This window comes from Streptomyces sp. NPDC002125 (assembly GCF_053593715.1).
This window is the reverse complement of sequence record NZ_JBSFDD010000038.1, coordinates 26,243-45,217: the sequence shown is the minus strand read 5'-3', so window position 1 is coordinate 45,217 and position 18,975 is coordinate 26,243. Positions and strand designations below refer to the sequence as shown.

Here is an 18,975-nt window from a genome sequence, read left to right as displayed (position 1 = left end):
GGTCAGAGCGATGTTGTGAATCTACTTAGCTAGACAGGTTGACGAGACCCCCGGGAGGGGGCTCTAATCAAGGTGTTCCCGGCGCAGGGCGAGTAGCTGAGCGCAGGGAGTAGTCACCACTTGCGTCACCGCAAGACCGTAGGAAGTTGTCCGCCTCGCAAGAGGGGGCCGGGTTGATGGCAAGAGCAAATCCCCGGGTTCTCGACTCCCTACTGCAAGTCGCAGCGCTATGCGCTGTCCGACCGTCAGGCCGCCGGGACTTCCCGCGCGGCCTGGCGGGCGGAGAGAGCACCGCGACGCACTCCCACCCCTTCGCACATGAGGAGATCCCGCATGTCCATCACCGCCGCGGTGCCCACCGCCAAGGAACGTCTCCGCCGGACCCGCACGAAGCGGGTCAGCGCCCTCCCCGCCATCAAGATTTCCCAGATCCTGCCGTCGCACATCGACCTCCGCGACCCGCTCAAGGCCGTGCTGGTCTGCGAGGACTGCGAGACCTGGGTGCCGATCACCGGCATGCAGAGCAAGGTTCAGAAGCTCGTCCCGCACCACACCGGCAAGGCCGACGTCGCCGCCGCACTCCACTGCCGGAGCAGCAACCGCCGGATCGAGTTCGACATGACGATCCCCGAGTGGCGCCAGGCCCTGACCGACGCCGCCACGGAAGCCTCCAGCCGAACGGCCACCACGGTGCTGGCCAAGGCATTCAGCCCGGCGACCGACCGGACCCTGCGGGCTCGTGCCGAGCGCACCCCGGCCGGCCGCGTGGCCGACTGGAAGGCGGTTCAGGTACAGGTCGGCGACACCGACGCCGCACGGAAGGAGCTCCCGGACGGGGAGCGCCCGGCTGATGGCCCCCAGCTCCCGCTGAAGCCGGAGCACCTGGAACGCCACGACCGGCGGCAGGCCGAGCTGGGCAGGCACGCCCGTAACGGCCATCCGGCGGAAGAGGCTCCTGTGCAGCCCGAGTGCGTGAACTGCGGGACCACCGAGCTGAACTTCGTCCGCGCAGCCGCTGCCGGATGGCGCCAGGTCCTCCGCCGGACCCACTGCGGTCGGTGCGCTGGCCGCTTCCCGGCCTGGATGCGCATCCAGTTCTGACTCGCACACCGAGACGAACGACCACGGCCCCGGCCGCCCCGCAGTAAAGGGGGCGGCCGGGGCCGTGGCTGCTCGTACAGCAGTCGACTCCCCAAATGGGGAGTGATCGCGACAGCCCTTGGGATTGCAGCCCTCGGACTGTCCAGGACCTGACTCGGAGGACCTGATGCCCAGCATGACACGCACCATCCCCGCCCCGTCGAACGGCCTCTACGACGACATGGAGGACGCCGACAACCAGAAGGGCCCGGAGCGCGACGAGACCGACCAGTTCCACCAGCTGGTCCGCCACCTGGTGGCCGACGGCGACTCCCGCGCCGCGAAGGCCGGCCGCCGCGCCCGCCGCACCCTCGCGCAGATGGGGGCGACCCGGTGAACGCCATCACGAGCCTGACCGACGCGGAGCGCGCTGAGCTTTCGCGCAAGAACCAGGAACAGAACCAGCGGTCGGAGAACAACCGCCGCTGACCGATCCCCCGGCATTGCCCGTCGTCCCCGCGCCCACACGGGCGGGGCCGGCGGAGAGCGTCGGGAGCTCACCTTCGCTCTGGCCGTCCGGCCGCCACCACGCAAACAGCCCCAGGGATGCACCCCCGGGGCTGTCGTACGGACCTTCTGGGAGGCCCTGATGAACAGCACCATCGTACGCACCCCCTACTACGGCGCCGTCGCCACGAGCGACACCGAGGTCCCGCGTGCGCTCTGTGCCGACGAGGACCCCGAGCTGTTCTTCCCGATCGGGGACACCGGCCCGGCGCTTCTCCAGGAGGAGGAAGCGAAGGCTGTCTGCCGTCGCTGCCCGCTGATGGAGTCCTGCCTCCAGGGCGCGCTGGAGCGGGGCGAGAACTATGGCGTGTTCGGCGGGCTGTCCGAGAAGGAGCGCCGCTCCCTCAAGCGCCGCGCCGCCCGCAACCGCACCGCCTGACGGGAGCGTCGGCCAACTTCCGGCCCGCCCCACAGCACTGCCGCACAACGGCTGTCCGCACGACGGGCCGCCGGCCTTTTCGCACGTCTCCAGCCCGGAACAATCCCGGGATCGCTTCCTCCCCCGCAGGAGAGCCCCATGGAAAGCAGCCACCAGCTCGACACCGCGACGACCCCCACCGGCGCCTCCCAGATGCCGGGCTCGCTGTGCACGCACATGCCGAAGTGCCCGTCGGCCGCCAGCCCGGACCGCGAGGCCGCGCAGGTCGTGGCGGCCCACCCGGAGCAGGGCTGGAGCCTGTTGTGCAACGCCCTGGTGCTCTTCGACGACACCGGGGAGCTGCTGCCCGACGGCCAGATCATCGCCCCGCACCGCCCCCTCGTCGCCGCCACGGCCTGACGGCTGCCTGATCCGCCCGCACCGACCGCCGCACCCCGGCGGCCGGGTCGGGCGGTGACTGGGAGCCGGAGAGTCCGGACCACGAAGGGATGGCCATGCGCGGAGATCGCGTCACGCTCACCACCGACATCGAGGCCCTCGGCACCCGGCACCAGGCCGGGGCCCAGGGGACGGTCGAAGAGGTCCACACCGGCGGCCACCTCACCGTCCGCATGGACGACGGCCGCCACAACTTCCCCACCCGCGACGAGGTGACCACCACTCCGCGGTGAGCGGACTGCCAGTTGCCTGATCCGCCTGCACCGGCCACCGCACTCCGGCGGCCGGTGCAGGCGGTGACTGGGAGCCGGACAGCCCGGACCAACAACCCGCCAGGAGTCGCCATGCGCAACAGCGCCCAGAGCACCACCCCCGCGATCAAGTTCCAGCAGGGCCAGTTCGTCCTGTTCCGCGACCCGGAGATGTTCTGGACCGGGCAGGCCGGCCACACCTTCGTGTGCAAGGTCGAGCGGGCCTGGATGGACGGCAAGTACGACCTGATCGCCCTGGCCTCCGACCGCTACGTCCACTACGCCAGCGGGGAGTACATGCGGCTGCTGCCGTCCGTCGACGCGATGCGCGACATCGACACCGCCCCGCTGAACACCGACGGCGCGGCCGACGACATGACCGCGGCCGCCATCGCCTGGCTCACCCAGCAGCACGCGACCGCCAATCAGCGCGCGGAACTGCCCGCCCAGCGCGACTGACCGAACCACCTGAACCGCCGCCCCCGCCCAGGGGCGGCACCCGACCCGGAAGGAGGCGGCGTGGCCGCCACACGAACCGCCCGCAAGAGGACCCCCACCCGCAAGAAGCCGGCGGCAACCCGTCCGACGCCGCAGCCCACCGCCTCCCCCACCCCCGACGTCTCCCCGGCCCCGGCCACGACGACGGAGCCGGAGGCGGAGGTCGTCGACCTCGAGGCGCTGGCCCGCGTTGCGGCCGCCCGGGACCGGGCCGCCGACGTCATCGACACCGCGCGCGAGCAGGCCGCCGCCCTCCAGGCCGAAGCGGAGACGGCGGCCGCGCGCACCGTCGCTGACACGCACGAGCAGGTCACCGTGCTGATGTCCGAGGCGCAGGCCCGCGCCGCGGGCATCACCGCCGACGCCGACCAGGAGGCCACCGCCCAGCGCGAGGCCGCCAAGGTCGACCTGGAGGCGGCGCGCGGCGAGGCCGACCGGCTCCTGACGGAGGCCCGCGAGCGTGCCAACACCTTGGTGGGGGAGGCCCGCGCGCAGGTCACCGACCTCACCGAGCTGGCCGCCACCGACCGCGCGGCCACGGGCAAGGCGGTTGCCGAGCTGCGCCGCCTGGCGGAGGCTGACCTCACCGAGATCAGCACCCTGGTCGACCAGCGCCGCACCGAGGCCGGCCAGATCCTCGCCCGCGCCCAGGAGCAGGCCGACGACCTGGTCGCCGCGGCGCAGCGGGAGGTCGACCAGGCCCGCGAGCGGTTCGCCCAGCTCGCGGCGACGGCGGCCGAACAGTACGACGGCCGCCGCGCGGAGGCGGAGGCGCTGTACGCGGACGCGGTCAAGGCCGCCGACGACCGGCGCCGCGAGGCCGACGACCGGGTCGCGGCCGCGCACACCGAGGCGGAGGCGGCCCGCACCGAGCTGCGGACGAAGCTGCGCGCGCTCACCGACCAGTTCGACGCGGAGGCCGCCACCAAGCGCAAGGCCCTCGCCGACGAGCTCGCCGGGCTCAAGGCGGCGTGCGACAAGCAGCGCGAGCGGCTGAGGGACGAAGCCAAGACCGTCGCGGTGCAGCTGCGCGAGGCCGCCCAGAAGGAGGCCGACCGCATCACCACCGAGGCGGAGCGCAAGGCGAAGGCCGTCACCGAGCGGGCGAAGGCCGATGAGGCCCGTGCCCGCCGACTGCTCGATGAGGCCCGGGAGGCGAAGAAGTCCGCCTCCCGCTGGAACGGCTGGCAGCAGAACATCAGCCGCAAGGCGTGGAAGACCGCGCCATGGATCGCGCTCGCCGCCGGCGTCGGGCTCGCCGCCTCCGGCGAGTACGAGCTGGCCCGCATGGTCGGCATCAACCAGTACGTCGCCCCGCTGCTGCCGGTCAGCATCGACGTCTACTGCGTCACCGCGTTCCGGGCCAAGAAGGACATCCCCTACGCGCTGCTGCTGATGGCGTCGGCGAACGTGACCTACCACCTGTCCGAGCAGGCGCACCTCGTCCAGGACGGCCAGTCGGCCCCGTGGCAGCTGACCACGTTCGTCGTGCTGATCTTCGTGGCCGTCATCTGGCGCGTCCACACGCTCATGCACGACGACGGTACGGACGGCCACGGCGGTAAGGCCACTGCGGGCGTCCGTACCGGTACGGACGGCGGAAACGGAATGCCCGCCCGTACAGTTACGCACCGGCGTACTGACGGAACGGACACCGCATCGTCCAGCCGTACAGAGGGCGCGAACCACGACCTGTACGCCGCGCCCAACACGGTTCGCCCGGACGGCTCGGGCGCTGGATGGGACGGTACGGACCCTGTACACCCCGCCTCGCACCCGCCGCACGACGGCGGCACCGAAGCGGCGGTGACCAGGGCGTACAGCGACCGTACATACGGCGTACACACCCCCTCCGAGGGGGCGGCACGTACAGGTACGGCGACTGTCGGGCGTACCGGGACGGCCAGCGCGGCCGTACAGGGACGCACCGGCGCCATCAGCGTCCGTACACAGCCCGGCAACGAGGGTGTGCCGGGGGCCCGTACAGGGACGGACGCCACGTCCTCTCCCGCAACCGGAACGGGCAGTACGGCAGGCGCGGAGCGTCCCGGTACGCCTGTACGGACGGACGAGGAACTCCTGCCGCTCGTACAGAACCTCCCCCGCGGCGAGGACGGGTTCGTGACGCTCTACCAGGTCCGCAACCAGCTCTCCGTCAACAACAACCGCGCGGTGCGCCTGCTCTCCAAGGCCGGCCTGCTGCGCCCCGAGGACGCGGACAAGCACCTGACGTGATCCGAGTCCGGCACACACCAGTGAGGGCCAGCCCAATTGGAGTTTGGGCTGGCCCTCGCTGCGACTGCCGGAAGCAGTCCACAGCCCCCCGAGTACAGCAGATCCGACCCCCACGGAGGACCCCGTGAGTACCGAAAACAACGGCCAGCCCTTCTTCGACGACCCGCACGCGGCGCTGCGCGAGATCGCGCGGAACCCCGACGCCTACGCGCACTACCTCGCGGACTTCCACCGGGTCGTGCTGGACATGCAGGCCAAGCTGGAGATCCTCCAGCGCGAGGCCCGCGTGCACTGCCGCGGGGTCCGCGTGGACGGTGACAAGTGGGGGCAGGCTTTCCTGCGCTCTTTCCCGGTGGAAAACTCGCTGAATGGAGTCCTTAAGGACCTCAAGAGCGCCACTTCGGGACTGGAAAAGAGCGCGCATAAGCGCCACGCCCACGACGAAAAGGTGAAGGAGGTCAAGAAGATTCGAAAGGAAAAGGCGCAGATCAAGGCGCGTAAGAACAACCCGACGCTCCAGGCCGCCCCGGAAAACCCGGGTCAGCAGGGTGCACAGAGCCCGAATCCGGGCTATGGTGGTCCCACGTCGATTTACAACCTGGACCGCAGGGAGTCGGCGTGAGTGCAGGTCGCCCGCTCACGAAAGCAGAGCGGAAGCAAATGAACCGTGCGGAACACGAGCGCAAAATCAAACAGGATTTGATCGCGCAGCACGGCAAGGACCTCGGCACTTTCTACTACTGGCTCCGGGTGACGAACATCCGAGGCACCCAGGCATATCGCGACGGGAACACGGAGTTCATCCGTGAGGCCGCGCTCGCCCTGCACAACGTCTTCAGCCGCCACGTCGGCTAGCTTCCCGCGCCCCGTACGAAGGGCCGCTCCCGATCCCCGGGGGCGGCCCTTCGGCGATCCCAACGCGTGCCGCGCGTGTCGCGTGCCGCGCGTGGCGTGCGCGCGTGTACGCGAGGCCGATGCCGACTGTCAAGCCCAGGAGGAGGGGTCGCGTGTCCGACGACACCGACAGCAACGTGATCAGCCTCCCCACTCGGGGCGGCGATTCCGGCGGAATGCCGGATGCCCCCGATGGCGGGGATCTCTTTTATTCCGAACCGTCCGTCAGCAGTCCGGACGACGGTGCTCCTCCGGCATCCCCGGAAGGAGCGAGCAGGGAACTTCCGGCCATTCGCGGCCCTATTTCCCCGGAAGTCGCATTGCGGGAAACGGGAATGCCTGACGCCCCCGATGCTGACGATGAGGAATACGAGGAAGGTGAATACGAACAGCCTCGTTCTCTCGCCGATCGCCTCGGTGACTGGCTGGAACTCCGTTTGGAAGTGGCGCGGGACCGGCATGCCGGTGAAGCGCCGTTCCGTGAGGCGGAAATAGCGCGCAAGGCCGCGCTTTTGGAGGCCCGCACCGCTCAGGAAACCGCGCTGATGGAACAGAACGCGAAGTTCCACGCCGCGCAGATGAAAGCGAAGTCGGACAAGGCGGCGGCGCGCGGCAAGACCGACGCGGCGCGGTCCTCCGGCTCCGGCCTGGGCGCCGACAAGGGCGGCCGCTCGAAGGCCGGCGGCGGGGGCAGCTCCGGCGGCTCCGGCCGCGGTGGCGGCCGGGGCTCGGGAACGAACGGGTCCGGCGGCTCCGGTCGCGGTTCCGGGGGCGGCAACTCCCCCAAGGGCGCCGGGAAGGGCTCTGATCGCTCCGCTGGCGGCGGCAAGGGCCCCTCGAAGGGCAATGAGTCGTCCGGCGGGCCGAAAGGCCGCCAGAACGGCTCTGGAGGCTCCGGGTCGGGCAAGGCCGGTACGGGCAAGGGAAGTTCGGGCGGCTCCGGCGGCAAGAACGGCTCGGGCAGTACCGGGACCGGCAAGGGCGGCTCGAAGGGCGACGGCGGCAAGTCGAAGGACTCGCCGGCCGCCAGCCCTCGGACCGAGCGGGCCCGCGGCCGCCAGGAGCGCGCCGCCGCCCGCCAGGCGGCACGCCATCAGCGGCGCAGCGCCGACCAGGCCGCCAACCTCGCCGACCGCAGCAAGGACCGCGACCAGGACCGCGCCGCCGTCCAGGCGGCGCGCGAGGAACGCCGCAGGGTGAAAGCCGAGCGGAAGGCCGCGGCACGGGCGAAGCGGGAGGCGGCCAAGGCCGCCGACGACCGCACCACCCTGGGCGCGGCCCTCGGGCAGGAGGCGCAACGCCGCTGGGACAAGCGCCGCGCGGCGGAGAAGGACAAGGCCTCGAAGGACGACAAGGCCATGGACGACGCCAAGGACGCCACCGGCGCCACCGGCGACAAGGACTCCGAGGCCACGACCAAGAAGATGACCGAGGACGACCCTGAGAAGCCCTCGGACGGTCCGAAGGACGACTCCGCGGCCAAGGAGCCGGACGACGACACGAAGAGCGGAGAGAAGCCGTCTGACGCCTCCGCAGACACGGACGCGAAGGACGGCACAGGGACGGACACCGACCCCAAGGCCGACGAGGTCAAGGACCCGCCGGACGCCGAAGACAGCGACGACGAGCGCTCCTTCAAGGAGAAGCTCAAGGACTTCTTCACCAAGGCCGGCGAGGACAACGCCCCGCCCGAGCCGGAGGAGCCCTCGAGGCTTCGGCCCGAGGACCTGGGCGACGTCACGGTGGACCGCCCCGGCGGCCCGACCCGCACCCCGCAGCCCGAACCGGCTGAGGAAGACATCCCCGACGCGGTCATCGTCGACGACCCGTCCGACCCCTTCGGGGCGCACGTCAGCAGTCCGGCGAGCCTCCCCCGCGCGCCCGAGCCGCACACCCAGCGTCCCGGCACCAGCCGACCCACCGCACAGGAGGATCCCGTGGCCTCGGAGGTCAACAAGCCCGCGTCGGGCCAGACCGGCATGGCGGCCCAGCACCGCACCGACATCACCTTCGGCGAGTACCTGATGGAGATCGTGAACATCGCGATCGCCGCAGCGCTCGACAAGGACCGCGCCCAGGAGCTGGCCGTCGCGCTCGGCAAGGTCGCCGACGCGCTGCGGGACATGGCGGCCGACCTGGTCGGCGACCACAACATCGCGACCGAGGTCGTCGACCAGATCACCGACCTGGCCGACGCCGCGGACCGCATGAAGCAGCTGGCCGAACGGTGCGCCACCGAGTGCGAGATCGCCTCGGAGGCCGCCCGGATCGCCGCCATGTCGGTCGGTCACGTCTACGGCCAGGACATCGACGCCATGGACGACGCGGGCCTGGCCACCGCTTCCTCCGCCGCCCACCACGACTAGAAGGGAGGTCCGCTGATGAGCGACCTCGCACCCACCACCAGCGGCGGTGCCGCCGCCAAGACGGACGGCGACAACCGCTACAAGGCCGTCCAGAAAAAGCTCAAGACGCTGGCCACGGCCATGGACCTGGCTGGCAACGAGCTCGAAGTGCTGCTGCTCAGCATGCGGAAGAACGCCCAGCGCTCTGAGGGCCTGGCCGTCGACATCGCCAACGCGGAGCTGGACCGCAAGTTCATCGAGATGACGAACCAGGTGTCCGTCGCCCTGGGCGGCGCCGCCGTCGAAGTGAAGAAGCTCCACGAGACGGCCCAGGAGGTCTCCGGCCTCGCCCACGACACGCGGCGCACCCACGCGCGGCTGTACGAGGGCCTGGACGACATCCGCTCCAGCCGCCCGGAGCGGACCCCCAAGCCGGGCTTCTTCGTCCGCTGACCCGACCCACCGAAACCCCTGATGGGCGGCCCGCCACGTAACGGCGGGCCGCCCATCGCCATACCCGAAGGAGAAAGCCCGTGTCCGTGCCGCGCAGCGTCGCCCTGGAGCGCACCTTCTACACCCTGACCGCCCCGGTCCTCGCCGCGGCCCCGAACCTCTTCGCCGACAGCCCCGTCAACACGGTCGTGCAGCTGGCGGGCGCGGCCGGTGTCGGCGGCTGGGTCTTGGCCGCCAAGAGCACCGACTCCGGTGCGGGACGCAAGATCCTGCGCTGGTCGCCGCTCGTGCTCGCGGCCGCCGTCGACATCGCCGCCCGCAACACGGTCGGCTGGGGTCCGTGGTGCCTGGACGGCATCCTCGCCGCCGGATGGGCGACGGCCGGCCTGCTGGTGATGCCCTTCTCCCGGCACACCCGCCGCCGTCACCGTCCCGCGCTCGCCGCCCCGGCCCCCGCGCCGCAGCTGCAGGCCGCCCCCGAGCCGTCCCTTGCGCAGCCGGACGACGGCGCCGATTCCTTCACCCGCCAGGTCCGCTGGCTGTGGGAGGCCCGAGGTCTGCCCGGCCGCACCATCGTCGTCACCGCCACCCCGCACGCGGGCATGCCCAACGACCTGTCCCTGCTGCTGCGCGCCTCCGAGGCCGGACGGCCGATCTCCAGCCTCACCCAGGAAGCGGTCGCCGCCGCGTTCGGTGTCGAAATCTCCGACGTGCGGATCGAGGACGTGGTCCGGCAGTACGGGCGTGAGGGCGGCCCCGGCTGGAAGGAAGTCCACGTCACCCCCGACCTGAACGAGCGCCGCCGCAAGGCCCCGACCACGCACGAGTGGTGGGCCGACCGGATCGCCGGCGGGCCCGTGCCCGGCTCGGAGTTCATCAAGAAGATCCGCGACCACGAGCGGAAGGTCACCCACTACATCGCCCAGGTCCCCGACGAGATGGGCGAGCCGCGCGTCAACCAGCACGGCCTGGCGGCCGCGCTGAAGACCAAGTACGACGAAGGCCGGCTGTTCGTCACCGTCGACGGCAACCAGGTCCTGGTCTCCCTGTGGGACTCCAGCCCGCTCGCGCAGATCTTCCCCGCCACGAAGGAGCTGCTGACCCCGGACAAGGACGGACGGTGGGTGACCGGATACCTCGGCAACGGCCAGCCCGCCCGCAACCGCGTCTACACCGACCGGGGCGCAGCTCACGGCCTGTTCGTCGCCCCGTCCGGCGGCGGCAAGACCCAGCTGATGGGCCTGCACGTCGCCGCTGACGCCCTGTTCGGCGCGGTGGTGTGGCTGGCGGCGGAAGCCCCGGACGAGAAGGCCGCCAAGCTGGGCGAGTACACCGACCGCTACGGCGTCGGCGCGCTCTACATGATCCGGCTCCTGCGCACCCTGGACGCGCTGATGGAGATCCGCGGCGAGATGCCGTGGGACGACGGACGGGTCTACGACTGGGACCCCAAACTGCCGGGCTGCCCCTACCGGATGCTGTCCGCCTACCTCGATGAGTTCCTCTCCGCCGCCCGCAACGGCGACTACGGCGCGGAGATCATGGACCTCGCCGAGAAGGTGTCGGTCAAGGGCCGCAAGTACGGCATCGGGCTGAAGGTGGCCGGCCAGTCCATCTACGTGCAGGACGGGTTCACGCAGCTGCTGTGCGAGAACCTGCGCGAGAACTGCATCCCGGTCGTCTTGAAGGTCGCGCCGAAGAAGGTCGCCGAGATGTTCAAGACCCTCGGCATCTCCTCCGAGAACACCCCCGAGCCGCTCCCCCGCTCCTTCTCTCCTGCGGAGGCGGGCCGGATCGAGCGGGTGATGGCCGGAGAGCCCGAGCCGCCCGCCAACTCCAACACCGGCGGCGCCGGGTGGATCGTCGAAGCCAAGCAGCCCGAGGTCCTGCGCACGCTGTTCATGGACTTCAAGGCCGGCCTGGACGACTACTTCCCCGACATGGTCGCCAGCCTCACCGACTACGAGATCCGCGAGCTCGAGGCGCGGGACCTTTGGTTCGACTGGACCGAGCCGCCCCGGCCCGGGGAATTCGGCCCCGAACCGAGCGATGACGAGGACGGGGACGGGGACGACAAGCCGAAGAGGGGCGGCGGCAAGCCTCGCGGCGGAGGGAAGTCCGCCGCGCGCCGCGACGCGGTCACCTCGCCCCGCCAGGCGCTGGAGGCCATCAAGAACCTCTCCGGCGTCTGACCCCACCCCGCACATCCCCGCAGGGCCCGGCCACATCGGCCGGGCCCTGCTCACCTCTGGAAGGACACACCGCTCGTGGCCGTATCGATCTCCGTCGTCGTCCTGCTCGCCATCGTCGTGGTCGTCCTCATCCGAGGCGGCTCCGTACGCCTCTGGCACGCCCTGGCCTGCGCCGCCTTCGGCTTCTTCCTCGCCTCCACCGGTGCCGCGCCCTTCATCACCGACGCGATCAGCGGCGTCACCGGCTGGATCTCCACCTTCTGACACCGCCCGGCCGTCGGCGTCGACGGCCGCCGCCCCCTGCACCTCCGACGCCTTCCGAGGAGCCCCGATGCCCCACCCCACCCACGCCCCGCCCATACCGGCCCGCACGAGCGCGCCGCCCGCCGAACTCTCGCTGGAAGCCCGCATGGCCGCCACGGACGCGGCGATGACCATCCGGCTGGAGGAAGCCGCCGTCGCCTATGAGGTCAACACCGCGCACATCCCCATCGAGCCGGTCGACCTGAGCGACATCGTCACCCTCCCGCTCACCCCGACCCTCCAGCCGCCGCCCACCCCGTACCCGACCCCGGTGGCGGCGCTCCTCCAGCGCGCGCACCACCGGCTGCTCACCGGCGGCTGGTGCTCCGGCGCCCTGGTCGACGAGGACGGTGCCCGCTGCCTGTACGGCGCGATCCACATCGAAGCCCGCGGCGACCAGAGCCTGGAGTCGCGCGGCCTGGAGGTCCTGATGGACGCGATCCGCCGCCAGTTCGGCGACGTCGACTCCGTGCCGTCCTTCAACGACGCCTTCGCCAGCGGCCGCATCCCGATGCGGATGCTCGACCAGGCCGCCGGCCTCGCCGACGCCCGCGGCCTCTGAACCCTGCTCCGGACCACCTGCCTCGCACCCGAACCCCTTGCGGTCGGGTGCGGGCCAGGCCCTCCGGCCTGCACACCACAGACCCACCACACGAACCCGAATCAAGGGAGCGCCCGCCATGCAGTCCGACGACAAGCCCATCAACGGCCAGAACAACCCGAGCTTCCTCGACCTGCTCGACCAGGCGGCCCCGCCGCCGGCCAACGGCCCGGACAAGGACCCCGGCACCAACCTCGCCCAGCTGCGCGCCGCGTGGAACGCCTCCTGGGAGCAGGGCGGCTTCCTGCACGGGCGGTGGGAGGAACTGCGCCAGGTCCCGCAGGCCGGCTGGCACGGCATGGCCAACTGGATCAAGGCCGTCCTGATCCTCACCGGGATGTGCGCGGTCATCATCCTGCTCGACACCGCCGGGGACATCTTCGACGCCGCCCTCAACCGCCTGGCCGACGCGGTGCCCGCCACCCAGGTCGGCACCAGCGCCACCGGCGAGTTCTGGGGCGTGGTCGACAACCCGATCCGCACCTACATCGCCCAGCACACCGCCGGCCTCCCGGTCAGCGGCGCCGCCATCTACATCTTCTGGCAGGCCACGGGCCTGTTCGGCCTGATCGGCGGCTTCATCGGCGCCACCGGCGCCCGCCTCACATGGACCTGCTGGGGCGCAGCAACCGCTTCGGTCGTGTGGACCACGACCCCCGCCGACGGGCGCACCGTCGCCACCGCCATCGCCGTCCTCGCCTGGACCATCGCCTCCACCGCTGCCCTGCGGGGCCTGAGCCTGCGCCCCTTCATCAACATCAACAACTTCCCCCCGCCCGCTCCGGCCTTCCAGCCCCAGATCGAGATCCGGCCCGAGATCCACATCCCCGCCCCGGCCACCGCGCCCGACGACGACGCCCCCGACAACGTCCACCCCTTCCAGCGCTGACCCCGGTCGCTCCGCCTGGTCCTCGCCCTCCCCGCAGCCGCGGGCCGGGCGAGGGCCGGACAGGCCGACCGGCCTCACGTACCACCCGCCCTGTCCCCAACCGAACGGAGAAACACGTGGCCGTCATAGGCGTGCTGACGGAGCCGACCCCGCCCACCTGGTGGAAGGCGAACCGGCACAAGGTCTACGGCACCGGCGGACTGCTGATCGGCTACCTGATCGGCACCCACCTGCACGGCGCCCCCGACCAGCAGCCCCAGCACCCGCGCCCGAGCCACACCACGCCGGCACCGACCACGCCCGGCGCGCACCGCACGCACACGCCCGCCTGATCCGTCACCCGCCGCACCCCCGCCGACGAACGATGTCGGCGGGGGCGCGGCGCTGTGCACCGACCTCTGGAGGAACTGCCCGTGCTCATCCCCCGCCCGCGTCGCCGCATCGGCCGGCCCCGCCCGCAGCGTCCCGGACCCCGCTACCCGTACCGTCCCGACCGGCTGCCCGGCACCTGGCGCCGGTGATGCCGCGCCGCCGAACGAGGCGTCGCCGCCGCGAGGTGACCCGGGTGCTGCGCAGTGACGCGGCGCTGCCGGAGTTCGACCGCGGCACGGTGCCCGAAGGGCTCGTGACCAGACGGAAGTTACGGGACATGCAGCTGAGTCCCGGCAGCAATCAGGGCCCGGTCGCGATCCTGCGGTGCAGGTTGTGCGCGACCCGCCCGCAGTGGTCCTGCCGTCACCCGACCCGCGGCTTCCTGCTCCGCGTCGACCTGGCGGTACCCAAGCGCACGCCGACGCTCGCTCAGGAATGGGCCCTGGACAAGGCGATGGCAGCTCGCCAGACCTGCGGCGACTGCGGGCGGCGGTTCTACTTCTGCCTCTCCAAGAAGCTCGGCTGTTGCATCGAGTGCTTCGACGGCACCCCGGTGGACCCCAGCAGCTACTTCGCGCCCTCGGCACCCGCCGCTCACCGGCTGGCCGCGTAGCGCGGACCCCGTCCCGGCCGCACAGGCCGGGACGGGAGTACCACCGGGCGGCCGCAGCATCGGCAAAGAGCCGGCCGCCCGCTCCCTCACCCATCGAGATCAGGAGAACCCCAGCATGCACCGTCTGCCCCTCACCACCGAGCGCCTGGCCCTCTTCGGCACCCTGCTGGCGACCTTCGGCGAGCTGCATCCTGCCTGCGACCACTGGGTCCAGGGCAGTAAGACGGCCTCGCGGAAGCGGCTGTACGGCAAGGACCTGGTCCACGCCGACGGCTCCCCCGCCACCGAGGACTCCAGCCGCCCGACGATGACCACCAGCGCGCTCGGCAGGCGCGCCGTGGCCTGCCACGTCGCCTCGTACACCGCCGTGCAGCTCGGGGCGACCGTCGCGATCACCCGCGCGTTCGGCTACCGCGTCACGCCCACCGCGCTGCTCGCCGGCGCGGCCATCAACGCCGGGACGCACGCGGCGATCGACCGCGGGGCCGCTCTGCTGTGGCTGGCGAAGAAGACCCGGAAGACCGGGTACATCGACCACTGCCAGGCGGTCCGCCTCGACGACGAAGGCACGGTCACCAAGGAGCTCACCGGGCCCGGCAGCGCGTGGATGGAGCTGGATGCCGCTCTGCACCGCGCGATCGGCGTCGGTGCGGCGGCCGTCACCGTCTGGCTGACCACCCGTCCCGGCTCCCGCCGGTGACCCGCACCCGCCTGGACCGGGTCCGCGCTTCCGCCGGGATCGTCCAGCTCGCCCTCCAGCAGATCGAGGACGAGCTGCGCGGCGAGGTCGGCGCCCAGGAGCTCGCGCAGATCCTGCGCGAGCTCCACCACGAGGACCACCGCCAGGACGGCGTCTTCGGCTCCCTCGCGCAGCTGCTCACCGTCGCCGCGCAGGCCGCCGGACGGATCGAGCCGGACCGCGACGGCGAGATGTCGTGCCCGCTGCACGAGGCCGCGGCCCTCATCACCGAGAACGCCGGCCTGCAGACCTACTACGCCACCCGTGCTCTTGACCCGCAGGGAGAAGCCGAATGACCACCTTCCGCCTGGAGAACGCGCTGCCCGTCGACACGACGATCCCGGAGCCGTCGTTGGTGTGCCTGATCGGCGCGGCCGGTTCGGGCAAGTCGACGTGGGCCTCCACCTGGCCCGCCACGCAGGTCCTGGAGCTCGACAGGTTCAGGGCGATGGTCAGCGACGACGGCGGGTGCCAGGAATCGACCCAGGACGCGGTGTTCGCGCTCCAGGCCGTCCTCGAGGCGCGCCTCGCCCGCCGCAAGATGACGGTCGTCGACGCGACGAATTGTGAGCTCGCCGTACGCGCCGACCTGATCGCGACCGCCCGCCGACACGGCGTTCCCACGGTCGCCCTGGTCGTCCCGACCCCGCTCTCCGTGTGCGTGGAGCGCCAGGAAGGCCGGCCCGCGAACCGTCGCGTGCCCGAGCACGTCGTACGGGCGCAGCACGCCGCGATGGTCGACGCGTTCCCCAGCCTGCCCGCTGAGGGGTTCGACCACGTCGTTGTCGCGGAGAACGTCTACCGCCTCCAGGCGCTGCTGAAGCCGCTGAGCGATGCCCGGCGCGCGGATCTCGGCTGGGACGACAACGAGGGCCTGGGCGACCTGCTCCTGGTCCGCCGCACCTTCGGCCCCGAGATCCTGCCGATGTGGGGCTGGCGCGACAACTCGCCGCTCGCCGGCGGCGACCGCGTCGCGGAGATCCGGCTCGGAGCCGACCGCATCGTCCTCGCCCAGCGCAACGACATCGACGGCGAGGGCGACGTCGGCTTCGACATCCTGGTCGGCTGCGCGGCCGACGCCGAATGCGAGGGCCAGGCGTGGGCGCCGGCCTACAACGTCACCGACCTTCTGCGCGCGCTGACCGGCGAACTGATGACCGACCCGGACGTGCGCTGCACCGTCCACGGCGGGCCCGACGACGTCGACCAGGAGGCCGACGACCAGGCCCTCCAGGACAACGACCCCGAGGGCCGCGCGGACCTGGAGGCGCAGTACGCGGACACGGTCCGCGCGTGAGCCACACCGCCGGCGCTTCACCGAACACCCCGAACCCGCCACGACCCGGCCACGCCGGGCGCCCGCTGTTACCCCGGGAAGGACACCCAGCCATGAGCATCACGATCACGAACACGTACGGCACCGCGCACAACGTCAGCGAGACCAACCCGGCCCACGTCACCAGCTGCGACCGGTACCGGCTGCCGCTCGTCGCCACCATCACCCCCGGGAACCCCGGCTACGGGGACATGGTGGAGATGCTGAAGGAAGGCGGCCACGACACCCGCCCCGAGGGATACGGGCTGATCTTCCTGGAGTCCGAGGAGTTCAGCGCGACCTACTTCGGTTCGGTCGCCCAGATCGAGCAGTACAGGCGCGACAACGCCGACGGCACAGCGTCCTTCGACGCCTCGCAGGGCGTCATGTACGCCCAGTGGCCCCACGGCAAGGGCTGGGACGGCTTCCTTCCCCGCGTCTTCTGGAACGTGGCTGCACGCGGCGGGATCGCGGACGGCGTCGGCCTCGTCACCGCCTTCGCGCACACCGAGATCCCGGGTGCCGAGGTCATCGTCTACGAGTTCGAAGGCAAGTGGCTTCCCGACAGCGAGCCTCAGCAGCTGGTCACCTACCACTGCACCGCCTGCCACCTGGACACCTTCCACGACAGCGGGCACGTGCACGAGAACACCGGCCCCAGCAGCCGACGCTGGGCCGCCCGCCAGGCCCGCCAGCACATCACCAGCGCCCACCGGCACGGCGTCGGCGACACGAACAGCGCCTGCCGCCCCAACAACGGCGAGATGCTGCGCGTCGTGAACGCGGTCGCCCGCGACATGTGGGGCACCACGGGCAACGCCCTCCCGGACACCGACGACGCGTACTGCGCCACCAAGGGCCCCTGCTCGCTCATCCGTGAGCTCCGTGCCGGAGTCCGCCCGCCCGTTTACCGCGCCTGACCGCCAACTCGCCCTCCGTCCCGGCTGCTGCCTGACGGACGCTCCGTGCCGCCCCGGTCTCTCCGCATGTCGGAGGCCGGGGCGGTCGCGGTGGTCCCTCAACACAGAAAGGAGTTGGACGTCATGCGCCGATACGAGGTAGACGTCCCGATACACCACGCGACGGACCAGGACCGGCGAGGACATCACGTCTTCAACGGCCGTGCCGCCGGACCGGGCGAGGCTCTGGCCGCCGCGCACAGCGCCTACGACCGGGCCGTGCAGTACGTGTCCGCTGGCCGCCCGGCCCCCGACGACTCCAGCAACGGATGGGCCGCGCGCGGCCTGCGCCCCGACTGGGTCCTGGACTGGCACAAGGCCACCGCCACGGCGTGGGTCAACCCCAACAGCCTGATGTGAATTCGCCCCGAGGCAGGCGCCATAGGCGTCGAAACCGTCGCCTGCCCCGGGTTCCCCATCCCGTACGAGACGAGAGGGAGATCCCAGTATGGACTCCGTCCTGCACACGACGGGCCGGTTCGGCCCACGCACCCTCCTGATTACCGCCGCCGCCGTCCCGCTGACCGGCTGGGCGGTCCACGCCGTCACCCTGTACAAGCAGATCGCCGCCAAGGAGAAGGACCCGCTGACCGGGCTGCTGCGCCGCGACGCCTACACCGCCCGCGCCCGCCGGCTCCTTGCCCGCCACGGCGACAAGGTGACCGTGGTCATGGTCGACGCCGACCACTTCAAGCAGATCAATGACGGCATGGGCCACGAGGCCGGGGACACCGTCCTCGCGTCGATCGGCGCCCGGCTCACCGCCTGGGCGGGCCCGCGCGCAGCGATCGGCAGGCTCGGGGGCGATGAGTTCGCTGTGGTCCTGGAGCTGACCTCCGACCGCCGCGAACAGCGCCTCGCACAGCTGGTCCGGATGATGCACACGCCGGTCACCCTGGACGACGGCCGTACCGTCGACGTCGCCGCCTCGGTCGGCGCCGCGGCCCCGGCCTCGGTAGGCTCGCGCGACCTGAGCGCGTTGCAGAGGGCCGCCGATGCCGCTCTCTACGACGGCAAGCACTCCGGCCGCGCGGTCCTCGCGATGGCGCAGCACGTCACGGTGCCGTCCATCAACGGGCGCCGGGCCGGTCGTACGGGCACGGCGGTGTGGGGGCGGGCCGCATGAGCGCCGCGCCCCTGCCCGAGGGCGACTGGATCCGCGGCATCAGCATCCGGCAGCCGTACGCGGCCTGCATCCTCACCGGTGCCAAGACGGTGGAGAACAGGCCCGTCCGGTGGCGGACCGGCTGGGTGCTGCTGCACACGAGCCAGACCGTCGACCGGCCCGCCCTGCGTGTCCCGCTGATCGGCCGCACGGTCCGCGACCGCCAGCTGGTCACCGGAGCGGTCGTCGGCGTCGCCCGGATCACCGACTGCCACCAGGACCTCGAGGGAGCGCCGCTCTGCTCGGAGTGGGCACACCCCGGGGCCTGGCACCTCGTGCTCCAGAACGTCCAGGAGCTGCCCCTGCCGGTTCCTGCGCGCGGACAGGTCGTGCCCTGGAAGCCGACGCCGGACCTGCTGGAGCGCGTCTTCCAGCAGCTGCCCGGCTTCCGGCCGTGACCACCCGAGCCAAGAAGAAGCCGCCGTTCGAGCCGGGCCTGGTCCCGGCTCCCGGCGCGCTCCTGGAATGGCGCGACAGCCAGCACTACGACCGCTGGCAGGACCGCCCCTGCGTGCTGTGCGACCAGCCCACGCCGATGCGCTCCCACGCCGGGGAGCCCGTCCACAAGGCGTGCGCTGAGGACTGGATCGCCGCGAACCCCGTTGAAGCCCGCCGTGAGGGCCGCTTCGCCTCCGACACCCAGCCCAAGAGCACCAAGCGCGCCACCCACGCCTGAACCCCTCCCCC

25 protein-coding genes are annotated in these 18,975 nt (G+C 71.7%); all 25 read left to right on the top strand.

What is annotated here, in order from left to right:
* The first annotated feature begins 333 nt into the window (after positions 1-333).
* The 25 genes from ACWCQM_RS37890 to ACWCQM_RS37770 all read left to right on the top strand — a co-directional run bounded on the left by ACWCQM_RS37890 (position 334) and on the right by ACWCQM_RS37770 (position 18,964).
* Positions 334-1,101: a hypothetical protein gene (locus ACWCQM_RS37890; RefSeq protein WP_450919629.1), complete on the top strand. Its 768-nt coding sequence runs from the start codon at positions 334-336 to the stop codon at positions 1,099-1,101.
* A 166-nt stretch (positions 1,102-1,267) separates the two neighbouring features.
* On the top strand, positions 1,268-1,477 hold the full coding sequence (locus ACWCQM_RS37885; protein WP_450919628.1) for a hypothetical protein: 210 nt from the start codon (positions 1,268-1,270) through the stop codon (positions 1,475-1,477).
* A gap of 252 nt (positions 1,478-1,729) precedes the next feature.
* Positions 1,730-2,026 carry a WhiB family transcriptional regulator gene (locus tag ACWCQM_RS37880; protein ID WP_450919627.1) on the top strand — a complete coding sequence of 99 codons (297 nt, stop codon included), beginning with the start codon at positions 1,730-1,732 and terminating at the stop codon, positions 2,024-2,026.
* 204 nt (positions 2,027-2,230) lie between these two features.
* Complete coding sequence (locus ACWCQM_RS37875) at positions 2,231-2,425, top strand: DUF5999 family protein (RefSeq protein ID WP_450919645.1); 195 nt, start codon at positions 2,231-2,233, stop codon at positions 2,423-2,425.
* 95 nt (positions 2,426-2,520) lie between these two features.
* Positions 2,521-2,697: a hypothetical protein gene (locus ACWCQM_RS37870; protein ID WP_386855963.1), complete on the top strand. Its 177-nt coding sequence runs from the start codon at positions 2,521-2,523 to the stop codon at positions 2,695-2,697.
* A gap of 111 nt (positions 2,698-2,808) precedes the next feature.
* On the top strand, positions 2,809-3,174 hold the full coding sequence (locus ACWCQM_RS37865) for a hypothetical protein (protein WP_386855964.1): 366 nt from the start codon (positions 2,809-2,811) through the stop codon (positions 3,172-3,174).
* Positions 3,175-3,234: 60 nt separating this feature from the next.
* Positions 3,235-5,448 carry a hypothetical protein gene (locus ACWCQM_RS37860; protein WP_450919626.1) on the top strand — a complete coding sequence of 738 codons (2,214 nt, stop codon included), beginning with the start codon at positions 3,235-3,237 and terminating at the stop codon, positions 5,446-5,448.
* Between the two features lie 124 nt (positions 5,449-5,572).
* Complete coding sequence (locus tag ACWCQM_RS37855) at positions 5,573-6,070, top strand: hypothetical protein (protein WP_386855870.1); 498 nt, start codon at positions 5,573-5,575, stop codon at positions 6,068-6,070.
* A gap of 38 nt (positions 6,071-6,108) precedes the next feature.
* Complete coding sequence (locus tag ACWCQM_RS37850) at positions 6,109-6,303, top strand: hypothetical protein (RefSeq protein ID WP_450919625.1); 195 nt, start codon at positions 6,109-6,111, stop codon at positions 6,301-6,303.
* A gap of 584 nt (positions 6,304-6,887) precedes the next feature.
* Entirely contained in the window at positions 6,888-8,708 is a 1,821-nt protein-coding gene (locus tag ACWCQM_RS37845; protein WP_450919624.1) for an ATP/GTP-binding protein, read from the top strand.
* A 15-nt stretch (positions 8,709-8,723) separates the two neighbouring features.
* Positions 8,724-9,140 carry a conjugal transfer protein TraB gene (locus tag ACWCQM_RS37840; protein WP_450919623.1) on the top strand — a complete coding sequence of 139 codons (417 nt, stop codon included), beginning with the start codon at positions 8,724-8,726 and terminating at the stop codon, positions 9,138-9,140.
* A gap of 80 nt (positions 9,141-9,220) precedes the next feature.
* Entirely contained in the window at positions 9,221-11,332 is a 2,112-nt protein-coding gene (locus tag ACWCQM_RS37835) for a chromosome segregation protein ParM (protein ID WP_450919622.1), read from the top strand.
* A gap of 75 nt (positions 11,333-11,407) precedes the next feature.
* Positions 11,408-11,596, top strand: coding sequence for a hypothetical protein (locus tag ACWCQM_RS37830; protein WP_450919621.1), 189 nt, complete (start codon positions 11,408-11,410; stop codon positions 11,594-11,596).
* A gap of 67 nt (positions 11,597-11,663) precedes the next feature.
* Positions 11,664-12,197, top strand: a complete 534-nt coding sequence (locus ACWCQM_RS37825) for a DUF6197 family protein (RefSeq protein ID WP_450919620.1) — start codon at positions 11,664-11,666, stop codon at positions 12,195-12,197.
* Between the two features lie 118 nt (positions 12,198-12,315).
* Positions 12,316-13,125, top strand: coding sequence for a hypothetical protein (locus ACWCQM_RS37820; protein WP_450919619.1), 810 nt, complete (start codon positions 12,316-12,318; stop codon positions 13,123-13,125).
* 116 nt (positions 13,126-13,241) lie between these two features.
* A complete protein-coding gene (locus tag ACWCQM_RS37815; protein ID WP_450919618.1) occupies positions 13,242-13,457 on the top strand; it encodes a hypothetical protein in 216 nt (71 codons plus the stop codon).
* Between the two features lie 233 nt (positions 13,458-13,690).
* Positions 13,691-14,110 carry an RRQRL motif-containing zinc-binding protein gene (locus ACWCQM_RS37810; protein ID WP_450919617.1) on the top strand — a complete coding sequence of 140 codons (420 nt, stop codon included), beginning with the start codon at positions 13,691-13,693 and terminating at the stop codon, positions 14,108-14,110.
* Between the two features lie 115 nt (positions 14,111-14,225).
* The gene (locus ACWCQM_RS37805) at positions 14,226-14,810 is read left to right on the top strand and encodes a hypothetical protein (RefSeq protein WP_450919616.1); all 585 of its coding nucleotides are present in this window, start codon (positions 14,226-14,228) and stop codon (positions 14,808-14,810) included.
* Positions 14,807-15,145 carry a hypothetical protein gene (locus ACWCQM_RS37800; protein WP_443037101.1) on the top strand — a complete coding sequence of 113 codons (339 nt, stop codon included), beginning with the start codon at positions 14,807-14,809 and terminating at the stop codon, positions 15,143-15,145. Before ACWCQM_RS37805 ends, ACWCQM_RS37800 begins: the two co-directional genes overlap by 4 nt.
* Complete coding sequence (locus ACWCQM_RS37795; protein WP_450919615.1) at positions 15,142-16,146, top strand: AAA family ATPase; 1,005 nt, start codon at positions 15,142-15,144, stop codon at positions 16,144-16,146. The genes ACWCQM_RS37800 and ACWCQM_RS37795 overlap by 4 nt, the downstream gene beginning before the upstream one ends.
* A 92-nt stretch (positions 16,147-16,238) precedes the next feature.
* The gene (locus ACWCQM_RS37790) at positions 16,239-17,084 is read left to right on the top strand and encodes a hypothetical protein (RefSeq protein ID WP_450919614.1); all 846 of its coding nucleotides are present in this window, start codon (positions 16,239-16,241) and stop codon (positions 17,082-17,084) included.
* 123 nt (positions 17,085-17,207) lie between these two features.
* Positions 17,208-17,483, top strand: a complete 276-nt coding sequence (locus ACWCQM_RS37785; protein WP_450919613.1) for a hypothetical protein — start codon at positions 17,208-17,210, stop codon at positions 17,481-17,483.
* An 88-nt stretch (positions 17,484-17,571) separates the two neighbouring features.
* Positions 17,572-18,249, top strand: a complete 678-nt coding sequence (locus ACWCQM_RS37780; protein WP_450919612.1) for a GGDEF domain-containing protein — start codon at positions 17,572-17,574, stop codon at positions 18,247-18,249.
* Positions 18,246-18,686 carry a hypothetical protein gene (locus tag ACWCQM_RS37775; RefSeq protein WP_450919611.1) on the top strand — a complete coding sequence of 147 codons (441 nt, stop codon included), beginning with the start codon at positions 18,246-18,248 and terminating at the stop codon, positions 18,684-18,686. Before ACWCQM_RS37780 ends, ACWCQM_RS37775 begins: the two co-directional genes overlap by 4 nt.
* Positions 18,683-18,964 (top strand): hypothetical protein, encoded by a 282-nt coding sequence (locus ACWCQM_RS37770; protein WP_450919610.1) that lies wholly within the window; start codon positions 18,683-18,685, stop codon positions 18,962-18,964. Before ACWCQM_RS37775 ends, ACWCQM_RS37770 begins: the two co-directional genes overlap by 4 nt.
* Positions 18,965-18,975 lie beyond the last annotated feature (11 nt).

Coding starts and splice junctions, on each gene's coding strand:
- ACWCQM_RS37870 (WP_386855963.1), top strand. CDS start 2,521: ATGCGCGGAGATCGCGTCACGCTCACCACCGACATCGAGGCCCTCGGC.
- ACWCQM_RS37865 (WP_386855964.1), top strand. CDS start 2,809: ATGCGCAACAGCGCCCAGAGCACCACCCCCGCGATCAAGTTCCAGCAG.
- ACWCQM_RS37825 (WP_450919620.1), top strand. CDS start 11,664: ATGCCCCACCCCACCCACGCCCCGCCCATACCGGCCCGCACGAGCGCG.
- ACWCQM_RS37780 (WP_450919612.1), top strand. CDS start 17,572: ATGGACTCCGTCCTGCACACGACGGGCCGGTTCGGCCCACGCACCCTC.
- ACWCQM_RS37845 (WP_450919624.1), top strand. CDS start 6,888: ATGGAACAGAACGCGAAGTTCCACGCCGCGCAGATGAAAGCGAAGTCG.
- ACWCQM_RS37805 (WP_450919616.1), top strand. CDS start 14,226: ATGCACCGTCTGCCCCTCACCACCGAGCGCCTGGCCCTCTTCGGCACC.
- ACWCQM_RS37840 (WP_450919623.1), top strand. CDS start 8,724: ATGAGCGACCTCGCACCCACCACCAGCGGCGGTGCCGCCGCCAAGACG.
- ACWCQM_RS37885 (WP_450919628.1), top strand. CDS start 1,268: ATGCCCAGCATGACACGCACCATCCCCGCCCCGTCGAACGGCCTCTAC.
- ACWCQM_RS37790 (WP_450919614.1), top strand. CDS start 16,239: ATGAGCATCACGATCACGAACACGTACGGCACCGCGCACAACGTCAGC.
- ACWCQM_RS37880 (WP_450919627.1), top strand. CDS start 1,730: ATGAACAGCACCATCGTACGCACCCCCTACTACGGCGCCGTCGCCACG.
- ACWCQM_RS37795 (WP_450919615.1), top strand. CDS start 15,142: ATGACCACCTTCCGCCTGGAGAACGCGCTGCCCGTCGACACGACGATC.
- ACWCQM_RS37785 (WP_450919613.1), top strand. CDS start 17,208: ATGCGCCGATACGAGGTAGACGTCCCGATACACCACGCGACGGACCAG.
- ACWCQM_RS37820 (WP_450919619.1), top strand. CDS start 12,316: ATGCAGTCCGACGACAAGCCCATCAACGGCCAGAACAACCCGAGCTTC.
- ACWCQM_RS37890 (WP_450919629.1), top strand. CDS start 334: ATGTCCATCACCGCCGCGGTGCCCACCGCCAAGGAACGTCTCCGCCGG.
- ACWCQM_RS37775 (WP_450919611.1), top strand. CDS start 18,246: ATGAGCGCCGCGCCCCTGCCCGAGGGCGACTGGATCCGCGGCATCAGC.
- ACWCQM_RS37850 (WP_450919625.1), top strand. CDS start 6,109: ATGAACCGTGCGGAACACGAGCGCAAAATCAAACAGGATTTGATCGCG.